The organism is Roseicyclus marinus (genome assembly GCF_036322625.1).
In the GTDB taxonomy this organism is placed as follows: domain Bacteria; phylum Pseudomonadota; class Alphaproteobacteria; order Rhodobacterales; family Rhodobacteraceae; genus Roseicyclus; species Roseicyclus marinus_A.
In genome coordinates, this window is record NZ_AP027266.1 from 1,212,636 (window position 1) to 1,237,901 (window position 25,266).

Consider the following 25,266-nt stretch of genomic DNA (forward strand, 5'->3'; position numbering starts at 1 on the left):
TTTTGGGCATTCCGCGCCCCGGTGCGAGCGTCGCTTTTGCGCGCTTTCGCAGATGCGGCATTGATTTTCCGGCTCAGAAATATAACATTTACGACACGCAAAGACTGTTAACGACATTCCCCGGCAGGTTTCGGACCCGCCGGACCCGCCAAAGCGTCCCGTTCCGAACCTTGGAGGTTCCATGCGACATCAACCCCTGTCCGGCGATCCGCTCCCGTCTCATGCGCACCGTTATCGCAGCGCTGCTGTCATCGGGGCGGGGTCATGGGGCACGGCGCTGGCGGCGACCCTGGCCGGGGCCGGGGTGCGGACGCAGCTTTGGGGGCGCGACCGTGCGGTGATCGACACGATCAACCGGACCGGACAAAGCCCCGATTTCCTGCCCGGTGTCGATCTGCCCGAGGGTGTTCTGGGCGCCCATGCGCTGGCCGATGCGCTGGCCGGGGTGGAGGTTGCGCTGATCGTCGTCCCCTCGCGCTCGGTCCGGTCGGTCGCGCGGGCCGTGGCCGAACATGCAGCGCCCGATCTGCCGGTGGCGGTCTGCGCCAAGGGGATCGAGGCGGAAACGGGTCTCTTGATGACGCAGGTGGCCGAGGAGGAACTGGGCCGCCGCCCGGTCGGCTGTGTATCGGGGCCGACCTTTGCCGTGGAAACGGCGCTTGGCCATCCGACGGCGGCGACGGTGGCCTTTCCCTTTACCTATGCCGACCGGCTGAACCCCGCGACAAGCCCCGCCGTGCGGTTGGCGCTGTCGCTGTCGACGGAAAGCTTCCGCGCTTACGTCTCGGATGACCTGGTGGGCGTGGAAATCGGCGGCGCGTTGAAGAACGTCATCGCCATCGCCTGCGGGATGATGACCGGCGCGGGCTTTGCCGAGAACACGCGCGCGGCGCTGATCACGCGCGGCCTGGACGAGATGAAGCGGCTGGCCGAGGCGCTGGGGGGGCGGCGCGAGACGGTCACCGGATTGTCGGGCGTGGGCGATCTGACGCTGACCTGTTCCAGCCCGACCTCGCGCAACATGGCGCTTGGGCTGCAATTGGGCCGGGGCGTTCCGCGCGCGGCCTGTTTCGACGGTGCGCCCGTCGTGGTCGAGGGGGAGGTGAATGCCACCTCGGTCACCGATCTGGCGCGCCGGCTTGGGGTGGACCTGCCGATCTGCGAGACGGTCCGGTCCATCCTGCATGAAGGCCGCCCCTTGGGCGAGGCCTTTGCCGCGCTTTGGGCCCGGCCCATCGAGGCCGAACCCCGCGCCATGGACCTGTCGTTTTCGCATCCCGCGACCGACAAGGATATCGCAACACTTGCAGAAAGGATCGCATGACCCGTCACGAAACCTTCCCGACCAAATCCATTGCGGACAAGGATTTTGTCCTTGCCACCGATCTTGACGGCACCTTTCTCGGGGGCACCGAGGCGGAGCGTCGTCAATTCTACGATTGGATCGAGGGGACGCGCGCGCGCGTCGGCCTGATCTTCGTCACCGGGCGCGACCCGGGCTATGTGCGCGAACTGACGCGCAAGCGCCGTGTGCCCAAGCCCGATTTCGTCGTGGGCGACGTGGGGACCACGATCGCCGAGGTGGACGAGGATCATTTCCTTACCCCCATCCCCGAGCTCGAGGCCGAGATCGAGAAAGCCTGGAACAATGCGGGGATGCGGGTGCAGGCCGCGTTGCAGGGGGTAGGCGGGCTGCGGCTGCAATCCACCGGGTTCCGACATCGGGTGAGCTACGACATGGACCCCGACAGGTTCGAGGCCCGCGCGCTCGATATCGTGGCGGGGCTGGGGCTGGATGCGCTGGTGTCGGACAACCGGTTTTTCGACGTGCTGCCCAAGGATGTGAGCAAGGGGCCGTCGCTGTTGCGGCTTCTGACGCATCTGGGCGTGGACAGCCGCAAGGTGCTGGTGGCGGGCGATACGCTCAACGATCTGTCGATGCTGGCGATGGGTCTGCCCGCCGTGGCGGTCGGCAATTCGGAACCTGCGTTGCTGGAGCGGGTGGCGGAGCTGCCCCATGTCCATGCCGCGCGGCAGGCCGGCGTGGCGGGCATTGCCGAGGCGATCTTGCACCACAAGCTGTTGGCCTGAGGGGGGCGGATCATGGCATCGGATCTCGTCATCGTCTACCATCGTCAACCCTATGAAGAGGTTGAAGAAAACGGCAAGATCGTCTTTCGCGAGAACAAGAGCCCCAATGGCATCGTGCCGACGCTCAAGGGATTTTTCGGTTCGGTGAACCACGGCGCCTGGGTGGCGTGGAAACTGGCCGAGGACCCGGCAAACCCGGGCTTTGAGCAGCGGGTCGAGATCGACGACGCCCATGGGCGCTACACGGTTTCCCGCCTGCCGCTGACCGAGCATCAGGTGCGGGAATTCTACCATGTTTCGTCGAAGGAGGCGTTCTGGCCGATCCTGCATTCCTTCAAGGAGCGCTACAATTACGACCCCGTGGACTGGGAGAATTTCCAGGACGTGAACCGGCGTTTCGCCCAAGCCGCCGCCGAGGAAGCGGCGGAGGGCGCGCTGGTCTGGGTGCATGATTACAACCTGTGGCTCGTGCCCGGCTACCTGCGCGCGATCCGTCCCGATCTGCGCATCGCCTTTACCCATCACACGCCCTTTCCCTCGGCGGACATGTTCAACGTGCTGCCCTGGCGCAAGCAGATCGTGGAAAGCCTGTTGGCCTGCGACGACGTGGGCTTTCATATCCCGCGCTATGCGGCGAATTTCGTGTCGGTCGTGCGCAGCCTGTTCGACGTGGAGGTCTCGCCCCCGATCCGCGCGCCCGACAAGTGGTTCACCGAAGGCACGGCCCTGACCGAACGTGTGATGCGCGAGACGATCACCCATGAGGGCCATGAGACGGGCGTCAGCATCTGCCCCCTGGGCGTGGCGACGGAATTCATCGAGACCCGCGCCCGCCGCCCCGAGACCGAGGCGCGCGTCAAGGAGATCTGGCAGGATCTGGGCCCGGCCAAGCTGATCCTGTCGGTCGGGCGCACCGATTACACCAAGGGCGGCGCGCAGCAATTGCAGAGCTTCGAGCGGGTGCTGGAGGCCAAACCCGATCTGCGCGGGCGGGTGCGGTTGATGCATGTTTCGGTGTCGGCCAACCGCAACATGTCCTCCTACGAGGATATCCAGACCGAGATCGAACAGATCGCGGGGCGGATCAACGGGCGGTTCGGCACGCTGGAATGGCAGCCCGTGGCGCTGATTTCGCGCGCGATCCCCTTTGATGAGCTGGTGTCCTATTACCGGGCGGCGGATGTGGCCTGGATCACGCCGCTTGCGGATGGGATGAACCTTGTGTGCAAGGAATTCGTCGCATCCCGCGTGGATGGCGAGGGGGTTCTGGTCCTGTCGGAATTCGCGGGCGCGGCGGTGGAATTGAGCGACGCGCTGATCGTCAATCCGTTCTCCAACCGGGCGATGGACCGGGGCATCTTGCAGGCGCTCGAGATGGACGGAATGGAGCGGCGTCACCGGATGGAGCGCTTGCGCAAGGCCGTGGCCGAGAACGATCTGAGTCACTGGGGTCCGGGGCGGTTGCAGGTCGGGGCAGGGCCCAAGCGCGCGGCCTGACACGCTGGCGTTCGCGGGAAAACCTGCGGTTTTTCCGGTCGCAGAACCGCAGTTTTGCGTCAGAGCCGGGGCAGGGCATGCGGAGCGCCGGGATTCGGCTTGCAGTGCCCGGCCCGCAACCCTAGAAGGGCGCAAATTTCGTGACGCCATCGGGTTGTCCCGGGTCGCAGGATGCTGCCCGGTCCGGCCCCGACTTTCGTGAGGATGCGATGCAGATCACCGAGACCTTGGCCGAGGGCCTCAAGCGCGAATACCAGATCACCATCACCGGGGCCGATCTTGACGCCCGCGTGAGCGAGAAGCTGGAAGAGGCGCGGCCCGAAGTGGCAATGAAGGGCTTCCGCAAGGGCAAGGTCCCGATGGCGCTTCTGCGCAAGCAGTTCGGCCCCCGTCTTTTGGGCGAAGCGATGCAGGAAGCCGTCGATGGCGCGATGCAGGACCATCTGACCGCCAGCGGCGACCGTCCGGCGATGCAGCCCGACGTCAAGATGATCAACGAGAACTGGAAGGAAGGCGACGATATCGTCGTTTCCATGTCCTACGAAAAGCTGCCCGAGATCCCCGCGATCGACTTCAAGGCCGTGAAGCTGGAAAAGCTCGTCGCCAAGCCGTCGGATGCCGATATCGACGAGGCGCTCAAGAACCTCGCCGAGAATGCGCAGAATTTCGAGACCAAGAAGGGCAAGGCCGCCGATGGCGACCAGGTCGTGATCGATTTCCTGGGCAAGCTGGATGGCGAACCCTTTGACGGCGGCGCGGCCGAGGATTACCCGCTGGTGCTGGGCTCGGGCTCCTTCATCCCCGGCTTCGAAGAGCAGCTCGTCGGCCTGAAGAAGGACGAGGAGAAGGTGATCGAAGTGACCTTCCCCGAAAGCTATGGTGCCGAGCATCTGGCGGGCAAGGCGGTGACCTTCGACGTGACCGTCAAGGAAGTCAAAAAGCCCGTTCCGGCCGAGGTCGATGACGAGCTGGCCAAGAAATACGGTGCCGAAAGCCTCGAGGCGCTGAAGGGCCAGATTTCCGAGCGCATGGCCGCCGAATACACCGGCGCCGCGCGCCAGGTGCTCAAGCGCAGCCTGCTGGACCAACTGGACACGCTCGTGACCTTCGATCTGCCCTCGCGGCTGGTCGAGGCCGAGGCGGGTCAGATCGCGCATCAGCTGTGGCACGAGGAAAACCCCGATGTGCACGGCCACGACCACCCCGAGATCACCCCGACCGAAGAGCACACCAAGCTGGCCGTGCGCCGCGTGAAGCTGGGCCTTCTCTTGGCCGAACTGGGTCAGAAGAACGAGGTCAAGGTCTCCGACGCCGAGATGACGCAGGCCATCATGATGCAGGCCCGCCAGTATCCGGGCCAGGAACGCGCCTTCTTCGAGTTCATCCAGTCCAACCAGGCCGCGCAGCAGCAGATCCGCGCGCCGCTCTTCGAGGACAAGGTCGTCGACTTCATCGTCGAACTGGCCGAGGTGACGGAAAAGGAAATCACCAAGGACGATCTGAAAGCTGCGGTCGACGCGCTGGAAGACGAGTGATCCTGCCGCGCTTGCGGGCGCGACGATCCGGTTTCAAGACGAGAGGGGCGGCCTTTGCGGGCCGCCCTTTTCCGTTCGGGCGGGCCATTTGCTTGCATGCGCATGGTTTTTCTAGCGCAAGCCCCGGTCCGGGCGTAAGGTTTCGGGGACGGCAGGGTCAGGTTTCCCGCAATTCCGGCGTGCACCGGGCGTGATCTAGGCTCCGCACAGTCGCGCAATGGGCCCGCAGCATGAGCAGGGCCGGAGCATCAGCTGGAGGAACATTCCATGCGTCTGTTGGTATTCACTCTTCTTGCCGGGCTGGCAGGCACCACCGCTGCGGTGGCCTGTCCTGCCATGAACATGTCGCAAGGCGCGACCAATCTCGGGGCGGGGCAATTGGCCAGCCCCATGAACGTGATGTTGAGCGCGGGCGGCGAGAACCGTCTTGATCAATGCGGTTTGGGGATGCTCGGCTTTGGCCAGTTCCGCTCCGCGCCCGATTATTCTTTTGTCGTCGAGGCGGGTTTCCCGCAGGATGTCGTTCTGGCCGTCACTTCCGACTGTGATGCGGCGATGCTGGTGAACACGGCCGATGGCCAGTGGCATTTCAACGATGACGCGAACGGCAATCTCGATCCGCGCCTGACGATCCCCGCTGGGGCCGCGCTCGAGGGGCAGGTCGATGTCTGGCTCGGCACCTTTGCGGGGGGCGATTGCGCCGCCAGCCTGACGCTGGCCCAGGCCGATGCCGCACCGCCCGTAAGCGCGCCCTCGACCGGTCCGGCACCCGGTGCGAATGTGGCCACGACGATGCCGCCGCCCTTGCCCGGCACGCCTGCGCCGATCGTGCCGCAGCCGCAGATGCCGCAGACCGTGCAGACCCCGCAGCCGGTGCCCGTGCCGGTGCCGGTTCCCGCGCCGGCCCCGGCCCCGATGCCGGTACCGGTCGCGATCTGCCCCAACCCCAACATGGTCGGCCCCTCGCTGACGCTTGTCGGCGCGCAGCTGTTGCAGCCGCAGGCCTATATGGCGACGGTGGGCGGGCCGCATGACCTCTCGGGCTGCCCGGGGATTGACGCCTGGGGCAGCGCGACCGAGGCGCCGAGTTTCACCCTTTACCTGTCGCAGATGGCCGGGTTCCAGCTGACCACGGATATCGCGTCGGATTGCGATCCCACGCTCTTGATGCGCGACGCCTTTGGCCAGTGGCATTTCAACGACGACACCAATGGTCTGCAGCCGCAGCTCGTGGTGGACGGGGCGTCCCTGAACGGCAAGGTCGATATCTGGGTTGGCGGTTTCGGGTCCTCGGCCTGCCAGGGCACGATCACCTTCCGCACCGCATCGACCATGCCGCAAGGCGGGGGGATGATGATGGGCGGCTGCCCGAACCCGTCGATGCAGGGTGTGCCGGTGAGCACGACCGGTTCGGCGCTCTATAGCCCGACAGATTACTTCACCACCGCCAGCGGCAGCCAGCAGTTGAGCGCCTGCGGCCTGCCCGTGTTCAGCACCGGCTATTTCAACGCACAGCCCAATTTCAGCTTCTTCCTGTCGGGGATGCAGGAATACGGGCGGCTCGAGATCGAGGGCGAGGCCTCGTGCGATACCGTCCTTCTGGTGCGGACGCCGGATGGCCAGTGGTTCCTCGATGACGATTCGAACGGGAACCTGAACCCGCGGCTGGACCTGACGAACATGTTCATGCTGAACGGTCGCGTCGATGTCTGGGTCGGCAGCTACAGCGGCACGTCCTGCCCGGCGACGATCGAGCTGGAAACCTGGCACAGCTGACAGGCTTTCCCCGCGAGACTGAGAAGACCCCCGGCCAGGCCGGGGGTCTTTTCGTTTCCGGGTGCATCCCGCGCGCCAGCCAGATCAGGCCGGACGACCAACCGGGCCAGCCCCGGAGCGGGGTGAGGGCCGGGCGGCTGGTGCATCAGGCCCAACCCGGGTCGGTTCCGGACAAAGAAACAGGCCGCACCCGGTGGATGCGGCCTGAGATTTTCGCGAGCGTCTCGGGGATCAGCCTTCGCGGCTGTCGCCCTCGTCGTCGTTCTGTGCGCCACCGATATCGTCGAACAATTCGGCGATCTCGAAATCGGCTGCCGCTTCTTCTTCGGCGGCCAGTTCCTGGATCGACTTGCCCGAAGCCTGAAGCTCGGCTTCTTCGACGGAGCGGGCGACGTTCAGCACGATGGTGACCTCGACCTCGGGATGGAGGACGACGAGCACTTCGTGCAGGCCCAGTTCCTTGATCGGCTTGGTCATCTGGACCTGGCGACGGTCCACGGTGATGCCGGCCTCGGCCGCGGCATCGGCCGCGTCACGGGGCGTGACCGACCCGTAGAGCGCACCGGCGTCGGAGGCCGAACGGATGATGACATAGCGCTGGCCGTCCAGACGGGCGGCAAGGGCCTCGGCCTCTTTCTTGGTCTCGAGATTGCGCGCCTCGAGCTGGGCCTTCTGCGATTCGAAGGCCTTGAGGTTGGCGTCATTGACGCGCAGGGCCTTTTTCTGCGGCAGAAGGTAGTTGCGGGCGTAGCCGTCCTTGACGGTCACGACCTCGCCCATCTGGCCCAGCTTGGCCACGCGTTCGAGCAGGATGACTTCCATCGGATCGTCTCCTTACTTCACGGAATAGGGCAGAAGGGCCAGGAACCGTGCACGCTTGATGGCCTGGGCCAGTTTGCGTTGGTTCTTGGCACCGACGGCGGTGATGCGGGAGGGGACGATCTTGCCGCGCTCGGAAATGTAGCGCTGCAACAGGCGAACGTCCTTGTAGTCGATCTTGGGGGCGCCTTCGCCCTCGAACGGATCGGACTTGCGACGACGGAAAAACGGTTTTGCTGCCATTTTCGTGTTCCTTCCTCTCAGCGGCGTTCGCGGCGTTCGCCGCGGTCGCCACGATCACCCCGGTCACCGCGATCGCCGCGGTCACCACGATCCCCGCGGTCGCGCTCGTCGCGCTTCTGCATCTGGACCGAGGGGCCTTCCTCGTGGGCGTCGACCTTGACGGTCAGGACACGCATGACGTCTTCGTGCAGGCGCATCAGACGCTCCATCTCCTGCACGGCGGCCGAAGGCGCGTCGGTGCGGATATAGGCGTAATGGCCCTTGCGGTTCTTGTTGATCTTGTAGGCCATCGTCTTGAGGCCCCAGTATTCGCTTTCGACCACCTTGCCGCCATTGTCCGACAGGACGGTGCCGAAGTGTTCGATCAGGCCCTCGGCCTGCGTGCCGGAAAGGTCCTGGCGCGCGATCATCACATGCTCGTAGAGAGGCATGGAAGCTCCAGTTCTGTTACGGGCGTCTTTCAAAGGCCGGGGCATTCGCATCTCCGCCCCCCGGACCACGAGGTAGATCGCCGATCAGGATGAACTGCGGCGGAGACTGCCGGGCTATAGACGCCGTGGATCAGCGTGGCAAGAGCCGCAGGGCGCAAAACGGGCGGGCGGCATCCAAATCTGTCCCAGCAAGCGCCATATTTTCAACAAGCCTGCGGGCCAAGAGCGGGATCAGGACCTGCCCCGATACGCCAAAGGCTCGAAACCCGGATGATTCGTATCCTTCGCCCCCTTTCCGACCCGCTTGCGGACTTTGCCCGCGACAGCCGGGGCGTTGCGACCGTGGATTGGGTGATCGTCGCGGCCTTTGCGACAGGCGCTGCTGTCATCGCGCTCGATGTCGGGACGGATGGCGCGCGCGGTTTCAGCCAATCCGTGCGGGACGAGGTGCAAAACCCCTATTTCAACGCCTCCTGGGCAACGCCGCCCGATGCGTTGCCGAGCGAGTTCTGGTCAAATGAACCGCCGGTCGTGCCGATCATCCCCGTCGTCGATCCGACGCCTGAACCGGAACCGGAGCCGGAACCGGTGCCGGAACCCGAGCCCCAACCCGAACCGGAGCCGGAACCGCCGCCGCCGCCACCGCCGCCGCCGCCACCACCACCACCGCCGCCACCCCCGCCGCCGCCCCCTCCGCCCGCGTCCATCGTGACGAACGGCGATTTCGCGACCGGCGATACGACGGGTTGGACATTGTCCGACCCGGTCGGCGGACTTCTGGTCTATGATCAGGGGCTTGCCTTCAACGCGCAGAACCGCGGGGTGGGCAGCAGCATCTCCCAGACCATCACGGTCGAACCGGGGCTGCCCTATGTCCTGACCTACACGGCCTGGGAAAACGGATCGGGCCTGGGCGATCACCTGCTGATGGCCGAGGTCCTCAATTCGACCGGTCTGCATGCGATCGTCGATTGGCGTCTGCTCGGCAACGGACAGACGGAGAATGTCACGATACCGTTCACGCCCATGACGCCGCAGGTCGTGATCCGCTTCACCAACGCATGGGCCTCGGCCACGGTCGCGACGGATGTGGTGATCGACAACATCGTGGTCCGCCACCCCTGAGGCGGTGCGCGGGCCACCCTCCGGCGTTGCGCAAAGGGCGACCATGGGGTAGCCCGTCCCGACAGGTGACGCTGAGGGACATGATGACGAAAGCCTTTCTCTTCCCCGGACAGGGGGCGCAGACCATCGGCATGGGCCGCGATCTGGCCGAGGCCTATCCGGCCGCCCGCGAGGTGTTCGACACGGTGGATGCGGCGCTTGGCGAAAAGCTTTCGGCGCTGATCTGGGAGGGGGATCAGGAGACGCTGACCCTGACCCGCAATGCCCAGCCCGCCTTGATGGCGACCTCGATGGCGGCCATGGCCGCCCTCAAGGCCGAAGGGGTCGAGGTGACCGAGGCCGCTTTCGTCGCGGGCCACTCGCTGGGGGAATACACGGCGCTTTGCGCCGCAGGTGCGCTGAGCGTTGCGGATGCAGCCCGGCTTCTGCGCCTGAGGGGGGAGGCGATGCAGGCCGCCGTTCCGGCGGGCGAGGGCGCGATGGCCGCGATCCTCGGCCTTGATTTCGCCGCCGTGATGGCAGTCGCCGAAGAGGCGGCGCAAGGCGAGGTCTGCACCGCCGCCAATGACAACGATCCGGCGCAGGTCGTGATCTCGGGCCATCACGCCGCCGTTCTGCGCGCGGTCGAGATCGCAAAGGCGCATGGGGCCAAGCGCGCGCTGCTTTTGCCCGTCTCCGCGCCCTTCCATTGCGCGCTGATGCAGCCTGCCGCCGAAGCCATGGCCGAGGCGCTGGCCAATGTCGCGTTCCACGCGCCCGCCGTGCCGCTGGTGGGCAATGTCACCGCCCAAGCCTCGCGCGATCCCGATGCGATCCGCGCGCGTCTGGTCGATCAGGTCACGGGCCGCGTGCGTTGGCGCGAAAGCGTGGAATGGATGGCCGCCAATGGCGTGACCGAGACATGGGAAATCGGCGCGGGCAAGGCGCTGAGCGGCATGGTCAAGCGCATCGCCCGCGAGGTGGAGACGCGCGGCATCGGCACGGCCGCCGAGGTGCAGGCCGCCGCCGAAAGCTTCAAGAATGCTTAAACGTCTGGGCCTTGCGCTGGGTGTGGTCCTTGCGCTGGGCGCGGGGGGCGTGGTGCTGGTGCGCATGATGGACACGGGCGCCACGGCCTTTCGGGTCGAGGGGGCGGTCCTGCACATGTCCGGCCCGGTCTCGGGGGCGGCGGCGGATCGGCTGGACCGGCTGCTCGAGGAAAACACCGGTCTCACGGTTCTGGCGCTGGGCGATATCCCCGGTGCCGATGACGTGAACTGGGTCACCGGCATGGGCCGCTTGATTCGGTCCGCAGGGCTGGAAACGCGGGTCGAGGGGCAGGTGGTCAACGACGCGATCTTCCTGTTTCTGGGGGGCGCGACGCGCAGCATGGCGGGGGGCGCGCTGGTCTTGCAAAGCGATGCGGCGCAGCGACAGGCGGGCGTGGCCGTCGACCAGAGCACCGCCGCCGAGGGCGACAGGCTGCGCTATGTCGAGGCCGTGCTGGGCGCGCCCGATTTCGCGGACTTCATGTCCGAAACGCGCGCATCGGGCGCGCAATACATCCTGACCGAAGCCGATATCGCGCGCTTTGGTCTGACGCGTAACTGACACGGGAAAGGGGCGGAAATGTTCGACCTGACAGGAAAATCGGCGCTGGTGACGGGCGCATCGGGCGGGATCGGGGCGTCGATCGCACGGGCGCTGCATGGCGCGGGTGCCACCGTGGCCTTGTCCGGTACGCGGGTGGAACCGCTTCAGGCGCTGGCCGCCGAGCTGGGCGGGCGGGCGCATGTCCTGCCCTGCAACCTTGGCGATGCCACGGCGGTCGAGGCGCTGCCCAAACAGGCCGTCGAGGCGATGGGCGCGCTCGATATCCTTGTGAACAATGCGGGCATCACGCGCGACAACCTGTTCATGCGCATGTCCGACGAGGAATGGGCGCAGGTGATCGAGGTCAACCTGACCTCCACCATGCGGCTGTGCCGGGGTGTTCTGCGCGGCATGATGAAGGCGCGTTGGGGCCGGATCGTGAACATTTCCTCGGTCGTGGGGGCCACGGGCAATCCCGGTCAGGGCAATTACGCCGCCTCCAAGGCCGGGATGGTCGGCATGTCCAAAAGCCTTGCCTACGAAGTGGCGAGCCGGGGCATCACGGTGAATTGCATCGCGCCGGGCTTCATCGAGACGGCCATGACCGACAAGCTGAACGAGGATCAGAAGGGCAAGATCCTGTCCCAGATCCCGGCGGGCCGCATGGGCCATGCCGACGAGATCGCGGCGGCAGCCCTCTACCTCGCCAGCCCCGAAGCGGGCTATGTCACCGGCACGACCTTGCACGTGAATGGCGGCATGGCGATGATCTGAGCGCCGCGGACGAGCGGGCAAGGGTGACGCGAAGGCCGTTGCGCTTGCTTGTTTCTATGCTATAGGCGGCGCAGATTTTGCCGGGGGCGTCGCGTTTTCGGCAGGAGAAGGTCGGGCATGTCGCCCGGCATCCGATGAGCGGCCCGAGAGGCAGAACGCAAACGAAGGCGCCGGATGACGAGCGGGGCCGCAACGAACGAGGATGAAGATGAGCGACATCGCAGAGCGCGTGAAGAAGATCGTGGTTGAGCACCTGAGCGTGGAAGAGGACAAGGTGACGGAGAACGCTTCGTTCATCGACGACCTCGGCGCGGATTCGCTCGACACGGTCGAGCTGGTCATGGCTTTCGAAGAAGAGTTCGGCATCGAGATTCCCGATGACGCCGCCGAGACGATCCAGACCTTCGGCGACGCCGTGAAGTTCATCAAGGACGCGCAGTAATCGCGCATCCGGTGACGGTATCGGGCGCGGCCCTCGCAGCGATGCGGGGGCCGTTTCCATTCGGGCCAAGCGGTGATCTGCCGGTGCTGCGGGCCGGAGGGATTGCGCAAGGCGCGCCCTGCGCGGTATCAGAACGGCCAGGGCAAGACCTGTGACGAAGGGGCTGGGCAGCATGCGGCGAGTGGTTGTGACGGGGCTGGGGTTGGTGACGCCCTTGGCCTCCGGGGTGGAAAAGACCTGGGAACGGCTGTTGGCCGGGCAATCGGGCGCGGGCACGATCACGCGCTTTGACGCCAGCCACCTGGCCACGACCTATGCCTGCGAGGTGCCCTTGGGCGACGGCAGCGACGGGACCTTCAACCCCGACGACTGGATGGAGCCCAAGGAACGGCGCAAGGTCGATGATTTCATCCTCTACGGGATGGCCGCCGCCGTGCAGGCCGTCGAGGATTCGGGCTGGATGCCCGAGGGCACCGAGGATCGCGAGCGCACGGGCGTTCTGATCGGGTCGGGGATCGGGGGGCTGTCCTCCATCGCCGACACCTCGATCACGCTCAAGGAAAAGGGACCGCGGCGGGTTTCGCCCTTCTTCGTTCCGGGCGCGCTGATCAACCTGATATCGGGCCAGGTGTCGATCCGCTACGGGTTCAAGGGACCCAACCACGCGGTCGTCACCGCCTGTTCGACGGGCGCGCATGCCATCGGCGATGCGGCGCGGCTGATCCAGTGGGGCGATGCCGAGGTGATGATCGCGGGCGGCGCGGAAAGCCCGATCTGCGAGATCGGGATCGCGGGGTTCAACGCCTGCAAGGCGCTGTCCACCAAGCGGGGCCACGAGCCGCAAAAGGCGAGCCGCCCCTGGGATGCCGACAGCGACGGCTTCGTCATGGGCGAGGGCGCGGGCGTTGTCGTGCTCGAGGAATACGAACACGCCATGGCGCGCGGGGCCAAGATCTATGCCGAGATCCTGGGCTATGGTCTGTCGGGCGATGCCTATCACATCACCGCGCCGCCGCCCGATCACGAGGGTGCGGAACGCGCGATGCGCGCGGCGTTGAAGCGGGCGGGGCTGGAGCCGTCGCACGTGGATTACGTGAATGCGCATGGCACATCGACCATGGCCGATACGATCGAGCTGGGCGCGGTCGAGCGTCTGATGGGCGATCACGCGGCCAAGGTGTTGATGTCATCGACAAAATCGGCGACCGGGCATTTGCTGGGCGCGGCCGGTGCGATCGAGGCGATCTTTTCGATCCTTGCGATCCGCGACCAGATCGCGCCGCCGACCATCAACCTCGACAACGTGGCGGCCGAGACCGCGATCAACCTGTGCGCCAATGCTGCGCAGAAGGGTGAGATCAACGTGGTGCAGTCCAATTCCTTCGGCTTTGGCGGAACCAATGCCTGTCTGATCATGGGGCGGGTGTAAACGGTTCATGTGGAAGAGTGTCGCCGCCAATGGCATGAGCTTTCTGATCGTCCTCTTCATCGCGCTGGCGGGCGCGATCGCCTGGGGGCAGAGAGAGTTTCGGGCGGCGGGTCCTTTGGCGGAGCCGGTGTTTTTCGAAGTGCCACGCGGCGCGAGTCTGCGCCGGGTTTCCGAGGATCTTGAAGAGCTTGGCGCGGTTTCTTCATCCATCCTTTTTCGGCTGGGCGCGGAATATTCCGGCATGGCCGAACAGCTGCGCTTCGGCAGCTACGAGATCCCGGCGGGTGCCTCCATGGAGGAGGTGCTGGAGATCGTGACGGCGGGCGGGCCGTCGCAGTTCCGCTATACGGCGACCTATGTCCTGCAGCTGGCGGGCACCGGCGAGTTGCGCTTGCGCGAGCGGGTTCCGGGGACGGGTGAGGTCGTGGAACTGGCTGATTTCGCTTATGAAAACGGCATACCCGAGGTCTACGCGGAGCTTGTCGACAGCGGCACGCCGATTGCCTATCGCGTCTCGGTTCCCGAGGGTCTGACATCCTGGCAGATCGTCGAAGGCTTGCGGATGGCGGATTTCCTGTCGGGAGAGATCGCGGAAATTCCGCCCGAAGGCATGCTGGCGCCCGATACGTTCGAGGTGCGGAGGGGACAGGACCGTCAGGAAATCATCGACCAGATGATTGAAAACCAAGAACAAATTCTGGCCGACGCCTGGGCGAACCGGCAAGATGGGCTGCCGTTGGCAAGCCCGGAAGAGGTCTTGATCCTGGCCTCCATCATCGAGAAGGAAACGAGCGTTCCCGATGAGCGGCGGATGGTGTCGAGCGTGTTCGTGAACCGGCTGAACCGGGGCATGCGTTTGCAGACCGATCCGACGGTGATCTATGGCATCACCGAGGGGCGCGGCGTGCTGGGGCGGGGGATCCGGGCGAGTGAGCTTCGGGCGGAAACCCCTTGGAATACTTATGTAATCGACGGGTTGCCGCCGACGCCCATCGCCAATCCGGGGCGGGCCGCGATCGAGGCGGCGGTGAACCCGGACGGGAGCCCCTATATCTTTTTCGTGGCGGATGGGACGGGCGGACATGCCTTTGCCGAGACGCTGGAAGAGCACAACCGGAACGTCGCGGTCTGGCGGCGGATCGAGGCGGAGCGCGAGGCGCAGCGCCAGTGAGGCAATGGTTAAGGAAGGCTTGACGATCCGGCCCCTTTCTTGCCGGTTCGTTAACGCGGGAAAAACCCGTTAACCATTTGTAAAGAAAAAACTTCTTGACCCCGCGAGCGCTCCATGGCATCTCATGGGGCATGCTGGAATACATGGGTCGACGGCCTCGGGATTAGCCCCGGTGGCCGTTTTTTCATGCGTTGCCGGGTGAGACCCGTCCGCCGGACGGTAAACGCCCCGCGCGGCCTGCCCATGTGCTGCTCGTGCCCGGGAGTTTTTTTGGGACACGGGATTTGTTCGATGACCGAAGACATTGACGAGACTGAGGGGCTGGTTCGTGCCGAACGCAGCGCGGCGCAGGCGTTGAAGGCGCTGGAGACGGCAACGCGGTTGCTGGAACGGCGGCTGGATCGGGCCCGCGCGGCAGAGGAAGAGCTGAGCGAGGGGGAGGTGGTCCAGGAGGTGAAGGCGATTGTCGCCGCCTTCCAACTGGCCATCCAGCAGGAGGCGAAGGCGCGTGAGGCAGGAAGCCGAAAATATGGGGCCGGACCCGAGGGGGGAATGCTCGATCTTGACGCTGCCCGGGTTGAAATCCGCGGCAGGCTGGCTCGCCTCCGGGCCGCCGGAGAGGGTGGAGAGCTTTCTTGCGGGGCTGAGTGACGGCGCGCTGGCGGCGCTGCCCTACCTGTTCGAGTTCTGGGCGCTGCCCCACCAGCTGCCGCCCGAGGGCGATTGGCTGACCTGGGTCATCCTGGGCGGGCGGGGTGCGGGCAAGACGCGGGCCGGGTCGGAGTGGGTGCGGGCGATGGTCGAGGGACCGACGCCTGCGGCCCCCGGACGGGCAAGGCGCGTGGCGCTGGTGGGGGAGACCTATGACCAGGCGCTCGCGGTGATGGTGAAGGGGGAGAGCGGGTTGATCGCCTGCTCTCCGCCCGACCGGTGCCCGCGCTGGATCGCGGGGGAGCGGCGGTTGGAATGGCCCAACGGGGCGGAGGCGCGGCTTTATTCCGCGCATGACCCCGAAGCGCTGAGGGGGCCGCAATTCGATGCGGCCTGGTGCGACGAGCTGGCGAAATGGCCCAAGGGCCAGGACACATGGGACATGCTGCAATTCGCGCTGCGGCTAGGGGAGGCGCCCCGGCAGGTGGTGACGACGACGCCGCGCAACATCGGGCTGCTCAAGGCGCTGTTGGCGCGGGAGGGGACGGTGGTGACGCGGGCCGCGACGGAGGCCAATCGCGCGCATCTGGCGCCCGGTTTCCTGCGCGAGGTGCGGGCGCGCTACGGCCAGACGCGGCTGGGGCGGCAGGAGCTGGATGGCGAGATGCTTGAGGATGCCGAGGACGCGCTGTGGACGCGCGCGCGGCTGGATGGATTGCGGACCGATGCCGTGCCCGAGGGCGCAAGGGTGATCGTGGCGGTCGATCCGCCGGTGACGGGACATGCGGGATCGGATGCCTGCGGGATCGTGGTTCTGGCGGTGGTGGAAGAGGGGCCGCCGCATGATTGGCGGGCCGTGGTGCTGGAGGATGCGAGCGTGTCGGCGGCAAGCCCCAAGCAATGGGCGGAAGCGGCGGCGGCGGCCTATCACCGGCACGGGGCGGTGCGGATGGTGGCCGAGGTGAACCAGGGCGGTGACCTGGTGGCGGTGCTGATGCGGCAGGTCGATCCGCATGTGAATTTGCGCAGCGTCCGGGCGAGCCAGGGCAAGACCGCGCGGGCCGAGCCGGTGGCCGCCCTTTATGAACAGGGGCGGGTGCGACACCTGGGCGTTCTGGCCGCGCTTGAGGACGAGATGTGCCTGATGAGCCTGAGGGGGTTCGAGGGCAGGGGCAGTCCGGACCGGGTGGATGCGCTGGTCTGGGCGGTGACCGAGGGCTTGCTGGTGCCCGGTGGGCGGGCCGCCCGGCCCCGGATCCGGGCGCTGTAGGGCCGATCTGGCGAAGAAGACGAACGAAGGCTGCGGTCGCGGGTTGCGGCCCCCCTTGGCGTGGAAAGTGGCAGGAGAGTGGCGCATGGTACTGGATTTCTTGCGGAAAAACCCCGTGGCGGTGCCCGAGCGCAAGGCTTCGGCCAGCGCGAGGGTGGCGTTTTGGGGGATGGGTGGGCGTGTCGCCTGGAGCCCGAGGGATGCTGTGTCGCTGACGCGGGCGGGGTTCTTGGGCAACCCGGTGGGCTTTCGGTCGGTCAGGATGATCGCGGAGGCGGCGGCGGCCTTGCCCGTGCTGTGCCAGGATGCGCGCTGCCGCTATGACAGCCACCCGGTTCTGGCGCTGATGACCCGGCCCAATCCGGGGCAGGGGCGGGCCGATCTGATGGAGGCGGTGATCACCCAGCTGATGCTGTCGGGCAATGCCTATGTCGAGGCGGTGCAGGATGGCGGCGGGGTGCCGGTGGAATTGCATGTGCTGCGCTCGGACCGGATGCATCTTGTGCCGGGGGCCGATGGCTGGCCGGTGGGCTATGATTACGTGGTGGGGGCCAAGACCCATCGCCATGCGCCCGAGACGATCTGCCATGTGCGCTGTTTCCATCCGCAAGACGACCATTACGGGCTGGCCCCGTTGCAGGCGGCGGCCACGGCCATCGATGTGCACAATGCGGCGGCGCGGTGGTCGAAGGCGCTGCTCGACAATGCGGCGCGGCCTTCGGGGGCGATCGTCTATCGCGGCGCGGATGGCGCGGGCACGATGAGCGAGGATCAGTTCACCCGGTTGCAGGATGAACTGGCCACGCATCACCAGGGCGCAAGCAATGCGGGGCGGCCGATGTTGCTGGAGGGGGGGCTGGATTGGAAGCCCATGGGCTTCAGCCCCAGCGACATGGAATTCCAGAAGACCAAGGAGGCGGCGGCGCGCGATATCGCGCTGGCCTTTGGCGTGCCGCCGATGCTGCTCGGGATACCGGGGGATGCGACCTATGCCAATTACGCGGAGGCGCATCGGGCGTTTTACCGGCTGACGGTGTTGCCGCTTGCGCAGAAGGTTCTGGCGCAGATGGGGCATTGGCTGGGCGGGTTGACGGGGGAGGCGATCACGCTGGCCCCCGATCTGGACCAGGTGCCGGCGCTGGCCGCCGAGCGGGAGGCGCAGTGGCGGCGCGTGGCGGAGGCCGATTTCCTGAGCGCGGGCGAGAAGCGGCGGCTCCTGGGTCTGCCGGAGCGGCCGGAGGAGGCATGAGCGAGGGCCGCGCCGGCGGGTCGCGGTATCTTTATGCGCCCTTCGACGCGGCCAGCGCGCGGATCGAGGCCAATGAACGGGTGCAGGACGAGCGCTGGCAGGCGCTGAATTACCGGCTGGAGGCGATCGAGGCGGCGCTGGACCGGTTGGAGCGGCGGCTGTGGCTGGCGGTTTTCGGCGTCGTGTCGGTGATCCTGGCGCAGGGCATCCAGGAGCTGATCCAGTTGGGCGGAGCCGGATAGGAGGGCAGATGCGGGAGTTTCACATCATGGGGCTGGAGACCAAGTTCGCGCGGTTCGACGCGGGCGGCGTCACGGTCACGGGCGGGCGGGAGATCGCGGGATACGCGAGCCTGTTCGGGGCCTGTGACGGGGGCGGCGACACGGTCGCGCCGGGGGCCTATGCGGGCAGCCTGACGCGGCTGGCGGGCGAGGGGCGGCGGGTCAGGATGCTGTGGCAGCATGATCCGGCCGAACCCATCGGCATCTGGGACGAGGTGCGCGAGGATGCCCGCGGGCTTTACGTCAAGGGGCGGCTTTTGCCCGAGGTGGCGCGCGCCCGGGAGGCGGCGGCGCTGATTGCGGCGGGGGCCATCGATGGGCTGTCCATCGGTTACCGCACCTTGCGCGCGACGAAGGACGGGCAGGGGCGCAGGCTCCTGTCGGAGGTGGAGCTGTGGGAAGTGTCGCTTGTGACCTTTCCCATGCTGCCCGAGGCGCGGGTGAGCGCCCTGGCCGAGGCCCGGGAGGCCAAGGCGGGCGAGGACCTGCGGGACTTGGCGCGCGCGTTTCGGGATGCGCGGGCCCGACTGGCGGCGCGCGAGCCCCGCTGACCCCAAGCACAGAGTGAAAGGTGATGCATGACCGAGACCCGATCGGGGGCGGCGGAACAGCCCCCTGCGGCCAAGGCCCCAATGGTTGAGATGCGGGAGGCCCTTGGCGGTTTCCTGAGCGAATTCAGCCAGTTCCAGACCGATCTCAACACCAGGTTCGAAAAACAGGAAGAGCGTATCGCGATGCTGAGCACGAAAACCATGACCCATGCCCGCCCCCCTTTGGCCGCGGCGGCCGATCCGGGCGCCCCCCACCGCAAGGCGCTGGCGACCTATCTGCGCAACGGCGATGACGACGCGCTGCGCGGTCTGGAGCTGGAGCAGAAGGGCCTGAACACGGCGGTGAATGCCGAGGGCGGATTTCTTGTCGATCCGCAGACGGCGGAGACGATCCGGGGCGTTCTGCGCAGCGCTGCGAGCCTGCGCGCCGTCGCCAATGTCGTGCAGGTCGAGGCCAGTTCCTTTGACGTGCTGATCGACACCACCGACACCGGCGCAGGCTGGGCCGACGAGGTGACGGACACGGCCGAGACCGCCGCGCCGCAGATCGAGCGCATCTCGATCCCGCTCTACGAGCTGTCGGCGATGCCCAAGGCCTCGCAACGGCTGCTCGACGACAGCGCCTTCGACATCGAGGGATGGCTGGCGGGGCGCATCGCGGACAAGTTCGCCCGCGCCGAGGCCGCGGCCTTTGTCGGCGGGGACGGGATGGGCAAGCCCACGGGCTTTCTGAGCGGTCTGTTCCTGCCCGAGGCGATCTGGACCTGGGGCGCGCTGGGCTATGTGGCCACGGGCACGGCGGGCGATTTCGACGCCAATGCCCCCGCCGATGCCATCGTCGACCTGGTCTATGCGCTGGGCGCGCAATACCGGGCGGGCGCGAGTTTCGTGATGAACTCGAAAACCGCCGGTGCCGTGCGCAAGATGAAGGACGCGGATGGCCGTTTCCTGTGGTCCGACGGGCTGGCGGCGGGGGAACCGGCGCGGCTGATGGGCTATCCGGTGCTGATCGCCGAGGACATGCCCGATATCGCCGCCGACAGCGTGGCCATCGCCTTTGGTGATTTCCGGGCGGGCTACACGATCGCGGAGCGGCCCGATCTGCGGGTGCTGCGCGATCCGTTCAGCGCCAAGCCCCATGTCCTGTTCTACGCAACCAAGCGCGTGGGCGGTGCGATTTCGGATTACGCGGCGATCAAGCTGTTGAAATTCGGCCTGTCCTGACGCGCAGCGACAGATCCGGGCAAGCCCGTGCGGGGGCAAGACGAGCCCCCCGCACGGGCCGATGACACGACATGAAACCCCGCCCCTGGCCGGTGATGGTCCAGGGGCGCGGGCGGGGCGGTGCGGCGCGCGCGATCCAGCTGCGCGGCTCTCCGCACGAGCAGTGCGCAAGGCGCATCGCCCCAACCCTGACACCCGCGACAATTCGGAGAGATGGACAATGATGATGGTCGAACTGACCTCTGTGCCCGGCGCGGCCTTGCCCGTGGCGGAACTGGCCGATCACTTGCGGCTTGCGCGTGGGTTCCACGATGACGGCAGCCAGGACGGGCAGTTGGAAAGCTGTCTGCGCGCGGCCCTGTCGGGGATCGAGGCGCGGATCGGCAAGGCGCTGTTCCGGCGGCGTTTCGTGCTGACGCTGATGGCCTGGCATGGTCCGGGGCTGCATGTGCTGCCGATTGCGCCGGTCAGCCGGATCGACAGCGTGAAGCTGATCACGCGGGCCGGGGCCGAGACGCTGGTCGATCCGGGGCTGTACCGGTTGCAACCCGATGGTCAAAGGCCCGCGCTGGCGGCGACGGGCGCAAGCCTGCCCGCGCCGGGGCAGGGCGGAACGATCGAGGTCGAATTCACCGCCGGGTTCGCCGCGGAATGGACCGGCATTCCGGCCGATCTGAGGCAGGCGGCGCTGATCCTTGCGGGGGAATACTGGGGCCAGAACCTCGAGGCGCAATCGGGGCTTCCCTTTGCGGTGTCGGTGCTGCTGGAGCCGCACCGGCCGCTGCGTCTGCGGGGGAATGTGCAATGAGCGCGCCCGAGATGAACCGGCGCCTGTTGTTGGAGGCGCCCGAGCGGCTGGAGGATGGCGCGGGAGGGTTCAGCGAGATCTGGGTCCCCCTGGGCCATGTCTGGGCGGCGGTCGAGCCGCGCGGCGCGGGGCGCGAGGGGGAACAGGCGGCGCGGATGCAGCTCAAGATCACGATGCGCGGCGTGCCCCAGGGTGCCGGCGCGCGGCCCGATGCGGCGATGCGGTTCGTCGATGGCGCGCGGATCTACCGGATCGAGGCTGTCCATGAGGGCGACACGAGGGGGCGCACGCTGGTCTGCCACGCAATCGAGGAGGTGGGGCAATGAGCTATGGGGGTGCTGCCGCGCTTCAGGCGGCGGTCTATGGCGCGCTCGTGGCCGATCCCCTGGTGGCGAGCCTGTCGGGGGGGGCTGTGCATGATGCGCTGCCGCCGGGGCCGGTGCCGCCACTTTACGTGAGCCTTGGTCCCGAGAGCGTGCGCGATGCCTCGGACAAGACGGGGGCGGGCGCGGTGCATGATTTCGCGGTGACGGTGGTCAGCCTTGGGGCCGGGTTCGCGGGGGCCAAGGCGCTGGCGGTGGCGGTGTCGGATGCGCTGTCGGGGGCGGCGCTGGTCATGGCGCGCGGGCACCTGGTGCGGCTTGATTTCCTGCGGGCGCGCGCCCGGCGGGTGAGCGGGCAGCGCGAGATCGAGGTCTGGTTTCGCGCAAGGGTGGATCACGGGGTCTGACAATAGGTCAGGCTGTTTCAGGCAAGGATGGAGACGGGCATGGCGGCGCAGAGCGGCAAGGATCTTTTGGTGAAGGTCGACATGGATGGAACGGGCGTTTTCGAGACGCTGGCGGGGTTGCGGGCCACGCGGCTCAGTTTCAACGCCGAACAGGTGGATGTGACGAGCCTTGAATCCGCCGGGGGCTGGCGGGAATTGCTGGCGGGAGGCGGCGTCAAATCGGCGGCCATCGCGGGGTCGGGGATTTTCCGCGACGCGGCGACGGATGAGCGCGCGCGGCAGATCTTTTTCGACGGGGCGGTGCCGGATTTCCAGGTGGTGATCCCCGATTTCGGCATCGTGGAGGGCGCGTTCCAGATCACGGCGATCGAATATGCGGGCAGCCATGACGGGGAGGCGACCTACGAGATGGCGATGGCCTCGGCCGGGCGGCTGGTCTTCACGGCGCTTTGAGGGATGGCCAATCCTTGGGCGGGGGAGGTGGCGCTGGTCGTCGATGGCGAAAGGCTGGTGGCCAAGCTGACGCTTGGGGCCTTGGCCGAGCTGGAAGCGCGGCTTGAGGCCGAGAGCCTCGCGGACCTGGTGGCGCGGTTCGAGGGCGAAAGCCTGCGGGCGGGCGATGTGCTGATGCTGGTCTGTGCGGGGTTGCGCGGCGGGGGCTGGCGGGGCGATCTGCCCGATCTCTTGTCCGCCGAGATCGAGGGCGGCCCGCTGGAGGCGGCGCGGATGGCGGCACGGCTGTTGGCCCTGGCCTTCCGGGGGGCGGGATGAGCCGCGCGCGGCTGGATTGGCCCGCGCTGATGCGGGCGGGGATGCAGGGTCTGGGCCTTCATCCCGATGTCTTCTGGCGGCTGAGCCCGGCGGAGCTGGCGCTGATGCTGGGCGAGGGGCGGGGGCCGGTGCCGATGGGGCGCGCAGGGTTCGAGGCGCTTCTGGCACGGTTTCCGGATGTGACGCGAAAGGATGCGGATGATGGCAGATCTGGACGAGGGATCGGTGGCGCTGGAGGCGCAGCTCGGCGAGCTGGAGGCGCGGCTGGGGGAGGCGGCGGGGATGACGGCGGCCTTTCAGACGGAATTGCGGGGCATGTCGGGGGTGCTGTCGGCGACAGGCCGCGAGATCGACGCGATGAGCCGGACGCTGGGCGGGGGTTTGAGGCGCGCCTTTGACGGGGTGGTGTTCGACGGGATGCGGCTGTCGGATGCGCTCAGGATGGTGGCGCGCAGCATGTCGGATGCCGCCTATACCCGCGCGATGCGGCCCGTGCAGGATGCGGTCGGATCGGCCCTGAGCGACGGGATCGGGGGTCTGCTGGGGCGGCTTTTGCCGTTCCAGGCGGGCGGGGCCATCGCGGGGGGCGGATCATGCCCTTTGCGCGGGGGGGCGTGGTGCAGGGGCCGACGATGTTTCCCATGCGGGGCGCGACCGGCTTGATGGGCGAGGCGGGGCCCGAAGCGATCTTGCCCTTGGCGCGGGGGGCCGATGGGCGGCTGGGGGTTGCCGGGCCCGGCGGCGGCGCGGGGCCGGTGCAGGTGGTCATGAACATCACCACGCCCGATGTGCAGGGCTTTGCCCGCAGCCAGACGCAGATCGCGGCACAGATGGGCCGGGCGCTTGCGCGCGGCCAGCGCAACCGCTGAAGGGGCAGGGACATGGCATTTCACGAGGTCCGGTTTCCGGCCAAGCTGAGTTTCGGGTCGGTGGGCGGCCCCGAGCGGCGCACCGAGGTGGTGACGCTTACGAACGGGTTCGAGGAGCGCAACACGCCCTGGGCGCAATCGCGCCGCCGCTATGATGCGGGGGTGAGCCTGCGCTCGCTCGACGATATCGCCGAGCTGATCGCCTTTTTCGAGGCGCGGCGGGGGCAGTTGCACGGGTTCCGCTGGAAGGATTGGTCGGATTACAAGAGCTGCCTGCCCTCGGCGCTGCCCGGGTTCGCCGATCAGAGGATCGGGACGGGGGACGGGGTGCGCCGGGAATTTCGGCTGGCCAAGACCTATGCCTCGGGCGGGGCGGAATATCTGCGCGAGATCACCAAGCCCGTGGAGGGCAGCGTTCTGGTCGGCATCACGGGGGATGCGCAGATCCTGGGGGTGGATTTCGAGCTGGATGTGACGACGGGTGTCGTGAGCTTTGCCGAAGCGCCCGATGCGGGAGAGGCGATCACGGCGGGGTTCGAATTCGACGTGCCGGTCCGGTTCGACACCGACGTCATCCAGACATCGGTCGCCAGTTTCCAGGCGGGCGAGGTGCCGGACGTGCCGGTGGTGGAGATCCGGCTGTGAGCGGGGCGGGCGCGCTCGAGGCGCATCTGGCGGGGGGTGCCAGTTCGGTCTGCCGGTGCTGGAAGCTTGTGCGGGGCGACGGGCTGACGCTGGGGTTCACCGATCACGACCGGACGCTGGTGTTCGACGGCGTGACCTTTGCGCCCGAGACGGGGCTGTCGGCGGCGGCGCTGATGCAGAGCACGGGCCTGTCGGTCGACAATACGGAGGCCGTGGGCGTTTTGTCGGATGCGGCGATCACCGAGGCGGATATCGCGGCGGGCCGCTATGACGGGGCCGAGATCGAGGCCTGGTTGGTGCACTGGGAGGCACCGGAGAACCGGGTGCTGCAATTCCGGGGCGCGCTGGGCGAGGTGACGCGGGCCAATGGCGCCTTCAGCGCGGAATTGCGCGGGCTGGCGGAGCGGATGAACGCAGCCACGGGCCTGGTCTATCAGCGGAGCTGTTCGGCGGTTCTGGGCGATGGGGCCTGCCGGTTTGACCTGACGACGCCGGGCTATGCCATCGAGGCCGAGGTGGTCGGCGTGGAGGGGGGCCGCGTGATCCATGTTGAGGGTGCCCAAGGCTTCGAGCCGCGCTGGTTCGAGCGGGGGCGCTGCGACATGCTGGACGGGCAGGCGGCGGGGCTGGGTGGGGCGATCAAGATCGACCGGCCCGAGGGCGCGCTCAGGCGGATCGAATTGTGGGACAGGCTGCGGTCCGAGATCACCCCGGGTGACCGGCTGCGTCTGACGGCGGGTTGTGACAAGAGCATGGACACCTGCCGGTTCAAATTCACCAACCTGCTCAATTTCCAAGGCTTTCCGGATATTCCCGGCACCGATTGGATGGTGGCCCATCCCGCGCGGCAATCGGCGCGGTCGGGGGGGAGCCGGAGATGAGCGCCGTCGTGACGGCGGCGCGCGGCTGGATCGGCACGCCTTATGTGCACCAGGCCAGTTGCCGGGGTGCGGGCTGCGATTGCCTGGGGCTTTTGCGGGGGGTCTGGCGCGAGGTTCTGGGAGCAGAGCCCGAAACCGTGCCCGCCTATACCGCCGATTGGTCGGAGGCGGGCGGGCAGGAGCGGCTGTGGGCGGCGGCGATGCGCCATCTGCACCAAAAGCCGTTGGCGGAGGCTGCGGCGGGCGATGTCCTGTTGTTCCGGATGCGGGACGAGGGGGTCGCCAAGCATCTTGGCCTGCAGGCCGAGATCGGGCCTGCGGCCAGTTTCATCCACGCCTATTCGGGGCGTGGCGTGGTCGAAAGCGCGCTGACGCCGCCCTGGGCGCGGCGGATCGTGGCGCGTTTCGTATTTCCCGAAAGGATCTGAGGA

Annotated in this window: 30 protein-coding genes and 1 pseudogene; 28 read left to right on the top strand and 3 right to left on the bottom strand. The window is 67.2% G+C overall.

What is annotated here, in order from left to right; translation table 11 throughout:
- Positions 1-181 precede the first annotated feature (181 nt).
- From AABA51_RS05775 to AABA51_RS05795, 5 genes are all read left to right on the top strand, one after another.
- On the top strand, positions 182-1,324 hold the full coding sequence (locus AABA51_RS05775) for an NAD(P)H-dependent glycerol-3-phosphate dehydrogenase (protein ID WP_338275318.1): 1,143 nt from the start codon (positions 182-184) through the stop codon (positions 1,322-1,324).
- Positions 1,321-2,091: an HAD-IIB family hydrolase gene (locus AABA51_RS05780; RefSeq protein ID WP_338275320.1), complete on the top strand. Its 771-nt coding sequence runs from the start codon at positions 1,321-1,323 to the stop codon at positions 2,089-2,091. The genes AABA51_RS05775 and AABA51_RS05780 overlap by 4 nt, the downstream gene beginning before the upstream one ends.
- Positions 2,092-2,103: 12 nt before the next feature.
- Positions 2,104-3,588 carry a glucosylglycerol-phosphate synthase gene (gene ggpS, locus AABA51_RS05785; protein ID WP_338275322.1) on the top strand — a complete coding sequence of 495 codons (1,485 nt, stop codon included), beginning with the start codon at positions 2,104-2,106 and terminating at the stop codon, positions 3,586-3,588.
- Positions 3,589-3,797: 209 nt separating this feature from the next.
- A complete protein-coding gene (tig, locus tag AABA51_RS05790) occupies positions 3,798-5,123 on the top strand; it encodes a trigger factor (RefSeq protein WP_338275323.1) in 1,326 nt (441 codons plus the stop codon).
- A gap of 267 nt (positions 5,124-5,390) precedes the next feature.
- Complete coding sequence (locus tag AABA51_RS05795; protein WP_338275325.1) at positions 5,391-6,899, top strand: hypothetical protein; 1,509 nt, start codon at positions 5,391-5,393, stop codon at positions 6,897-6,899.
- A gap of 231 nt (positions 6,900-7,130) precedes the next feature.
- Here the strand turns inward: AABA51_RS05795 and rplI are convergent, their stop codons facing one another.
- The 3 genes from rplI to rpsF are packed head-to-tail and all read right to left on the bottom strand — an operon-like array spanning position 7,131 to position 8,392.
- Positions 7,131-7,721 carry a 50S ribosomal protein L9 gene (rplI, locus tag AABA51_RS05800; RefSeq protein ID WP_338275327.1) on the bottom strand — a complete coding sequence of 197 codons (591 nt, stop codon included), beginning with the start codon at positions 7,719-7,721 and terminating at the stop codon, positions 7,131-7,133.
- A gap of 12 nt (positions 7,722-7,733) precedes the next feature.
- Positions 7,734-7,961 (bottom strand): 30S ribosomal protein S18, encoded by a 228-nt coding sequence (rpsR, locus tag AABA51_RS05805; RefSeq protein ID WP_338275330.1) that lies wholly within the window; start codon positions 7,959-7,961, stop codon positions 7,734-7,736.
- 17 nt (positions 7,962-7,978) lie between these two features.
- Positions 7,979-8,392, bottom strand: coding sequence for a 30S ribosomal protein S6 (gene rpsF / locus AABA51_RS05810; protein ID WP_338275331.1), 414 nt, complete (start codon positions 8,390-8,392; stop codon positions 7,979-7,981).
- Positions 8,393-8,662: 270 nt separating this feature from the next.
- On the opposite strand from rpsF, the gene AABA51_RS05815 reads away from it, so the two are divergent.
- From AABA51_RS05815 to AABA51_RS05925, 23 genes and pseudogenes are all read left to right on the top strand, one after another.
- The gene (locus AABA51_RS05815; protein WP_338275334.1) at positions 8,663-9,517 is read left to right on the top strand and encodes a hypothetical protein; all 855 of its coding nucleotides are present in this window, start codon (positions 8,663-8,665) and stop codon (positions 9,515-9,517) included.
- Positions 9,518-9,600: 83 nt separating this feature from the next.
- Positions 9,601-10,545 carry an ACP S-malonyltransferase gene (fabD, locus tag AABA51_RS05820; RefSeq protein WP_338276455.1) on the top strand — a complete coding sequence of 315 codons (945 nt, stop codon included), beginning with the start codon at positions 9,601-9,603 and terminating at the stop codon, positions 10,543-10,545.
- The gene (locus AABA51_RS05825) at positions 10,538-11,107 is read left to right on the top strand and encodes a hypothetical protein (protein WP_338275337.1); all 570 of its coding nucleotides are present in this window, start codon (positions 10,538-10,540) and stop codon (positions 11,105-11,107) included. Before fabD ends, AABA51_RS05825 begins: the two co-directional genes overlap by 8 nt.
- A gap of 18 nt (positions 11,108-11,125) precedes the next feature.
- Positions 11,126-11,863 carry a 3-oxoacyl-ACP reductase FabG gene (gene fabG, locus AABA51_RS05830; RefSeq protein ID WP_338275340.1) on the top strand — a complete coding sequence of 246 codons (738 nt, stop codon included), beginning with the start codon at positions 11,126-11,128 and terminating at the stop codon, positions 11,861-11,863.
- Between the two features lie 208 nt (positions 11,864-12,071).
- A complete protein-coding gene (locus AABA51_RS05835; protein ID WP_277828576.1) occupies positions 12,072-12,305 on the top strand; it encodes an acyl carrier protein in 234 nt (77 codons plus the stop codon).
- Positions 12,306-12,477: 172 nt separating this feature from the next.
- Positions 12,478-13,734, top strand: coding sequence for a beta-ketoacyl-ACP synthase II (fabF, locus tag AABA51_RS05840; protein WP_338275345.1), 1,257 nt, complete (start codon positions 12,478-12,480; stop codon positions 13,732-13,734).
- A 7-nt stretch (positions 13,735-13,741) separates the two neighbouring features.
- Positions 13,742-14,905: an endolytic transglycosylase MltG gene (gene mltG, locus AABA51_RS05845; protein ID WP_338275348.1), complete on the top strand. Its 1,164-nt coding sequence runs from the start codon at positions 13,742-13,744 to the stop codon at positions 14,903-14,905.
- 291 nt (positions 14,906-15,196) lie between these two features.
- Positions 15,197-15,556: a hypothetical protein gene (locus AABA51_RS05850; protein WP_338275349.1), complete on the top strand. Its 360-nt coding sequence runs from the start codon at positions 15,197-15,199 to the stop codon at positions 15,554-15,556.
- Positions 15,483-16,826: a DNA-packaging protein gene (locus AABA51_RS05855; protein ID WP_338276456.1), complete on the top strand. Its 1,344-nt coding sequence runs from the start codon at positions 15,483-15,485 to the stop codon at positions 16,824-16,826. The genes AABA51_RS05850 and AABA51_RS05855 overlap by 74 nt, the downstream gene beginning before the upstream one ends.
- Positions 16,827-16,911: 85 nt before the next feature.
- The gene (locus AABA51_RS05860) at positions 16,912-18,075 is read left to right on the top strand and encodes a phage portal protein (RefSeq protein WP_338275352.1); all 1,164 of its coding nucleotides are present in this window, start codon (positions 16,912-16,914) and stop codon (positions 18,073-18,075) included.
- Positions 18,072-18,317, top strand: a complete 246-nt coding sequence (locus AABA51_RS05865) for a GTA head formation protein, RCAP_rcc01685 family (RefSeq protein WP_338275355.1) — start codon at positions 18,072-18,074, stop codon at positions 18,315-18,317. The genes AABA51_RS05860 and AABA51_RS05865 overlap by 4 nt, the downstream gene beginning before the upstream one ends.
- 26 nt (positions 18,318-18,343) lie before the next feature.
- Entirely contained in the window at positions 18,344-18,907 is a 564-nt protein-coding gene (locus AABA51_RS05870) for an HK97 family phage prohead protease (RefSeq protein ID WP_338276458.1), read from the top strand.
- 27 nt (positions 18,908-18,934) lie between these two features.
- The gene (locus tag AABA51_RS05875; RefSeq protein WP_338275357.1) at positions 18,935-20,131 is read left to right on the top strand and encodes a phage major capsid protein; all 1,197 of its coding nucleotides are present in this window, start codon (positions 18,935-18,937) and stop codon (positions 20,129-20,131) included.
- 220 nt (positions 20,132-20,351) lie between these two features.
- Complete coding sequence (locus AABA51_RS05880) at positions 20,352-20,939, top strand: head-tail connector protein (RefSeq protein WP_338275360.1); 588 nt, start codon at positions 20,352-20,354, stop codon at positions 20,937-20,939.
- Positions 20,936-21,265 carry a head-tail adaptor protein gene (locus AABA51_RS05885; RefSeq protein WP_338275362.1) on the top strand — a complete coding sequence of 110 codons (330 nt, stop codon included), beginning with the start codon at positions 20,936-20,938 and terminating at the stop codon, positions 21,263-21,265. The genes AABA51_RS05880 and AABA51_RS05885 overlap by 4 nt, the downstream gene beginning before the upstream one ends.
- The gene (locus AABA51_RS05890; RefSeq protein WP_338275364.1) at positions 21,262-21,669 is read left to right on the top strand and encodes a DUF3168 domain-containing protein; all 408 of its coding nucleotides are present in this window, start codon (positions 21,262-21,264) and stop codon (positions 21,667-21,669) included. The genes AABA51_RS05885 and AABA51_RS05890 overlap by 4 nt, the downstream gene beginning before the upstream one ends.
- 39 nt (positions 21,670-21,708) lie before the next feature.
- Positions 21,709-22,122, top strand: a complete 414-nt coding sequence (locus tag AABA51_RS05895; protein ID WP_338275366.1) for a phage major tail protein, TP901-1 family — start codon at positions 21,709-21,711, stop codon at positions 22,120-22,122.
- A gap of 3 nt (positions 22,123-22,125) precedes the next feature.
- Positions 22,126-22,440: a gene transfer agent family protein gene (locus AABA51_RS05900; protein ID WP_338275369.1), complete on the top strand. Its 315-nt coding sequence runs from the start codon at positions 22,126-22,128 to the stop codon at positions 22,438-22,440.
- Positions 22,437-22,838 carry a rcc01693 family protein gene (locus AABA51_RS17125; protein WP_425328834.1) on the top strand — a complete coding sequence of 134 codons (402 nt, stop codon included), beginning with the start codon at positions 22,437-22,439 and terminating at the stop codon, positions 22,836-22,838. Before AABA51_RS05900 ends, AABA51_RS17125 begins: the two co-directional genes overlap by 4 nt.
- Positions 22,723-23,309, top strand: a pseudogene (locus tag AABA51_RS05910) (phage tail tape measure protein). The gene AABA51_RS17125 and the pseudogene AABA51_RS05910 overlap by 116 nt, the downstream one beginning before the upstream one ends.
- Before the next feature lie 12 nt (positions 23,310-23,321).
- On the top strand, positions 23,322-23,954 hold the full coding sequence (locus AABA51_RS05915) for a DUF2460 domain-containing protein (protein WP_338275372.1): 633 nt from the start codon (positions 23,322-23,324) through the stop codon (positions 23,952-23,954).
- Positions 23,951-24,835, top strand: coding sequence for a DUF2163 domain-containing protein (locus AABA51_RS05920; protein ID WP_338275374.1), 885 nt, complete (start codon positions 23,951-23,953; stop codon positions 24,833-24,835). Before AABA51_RS05915 ends, AABA51_RS05920 begins: the two co-directional genes overlap by 4 nt.
- Positions 24,832-25,263: an NlpC/P60 family protein gene (locus tag AABA51_RS05925; protein WP_338275376.1), complete on the top strand. Its 432-nt coding sequence runs from the start codon at positions 24,832-24,834 to the stop codon at positions 25,261-25,263. The genes AABA51_RS05920 and AABA51_RS05925 overlap by 4 nt, the downstream gene beginning before the upstream one ends.
- Positions 25,264-25,266 lie beyond the last annotated feature (3 nt).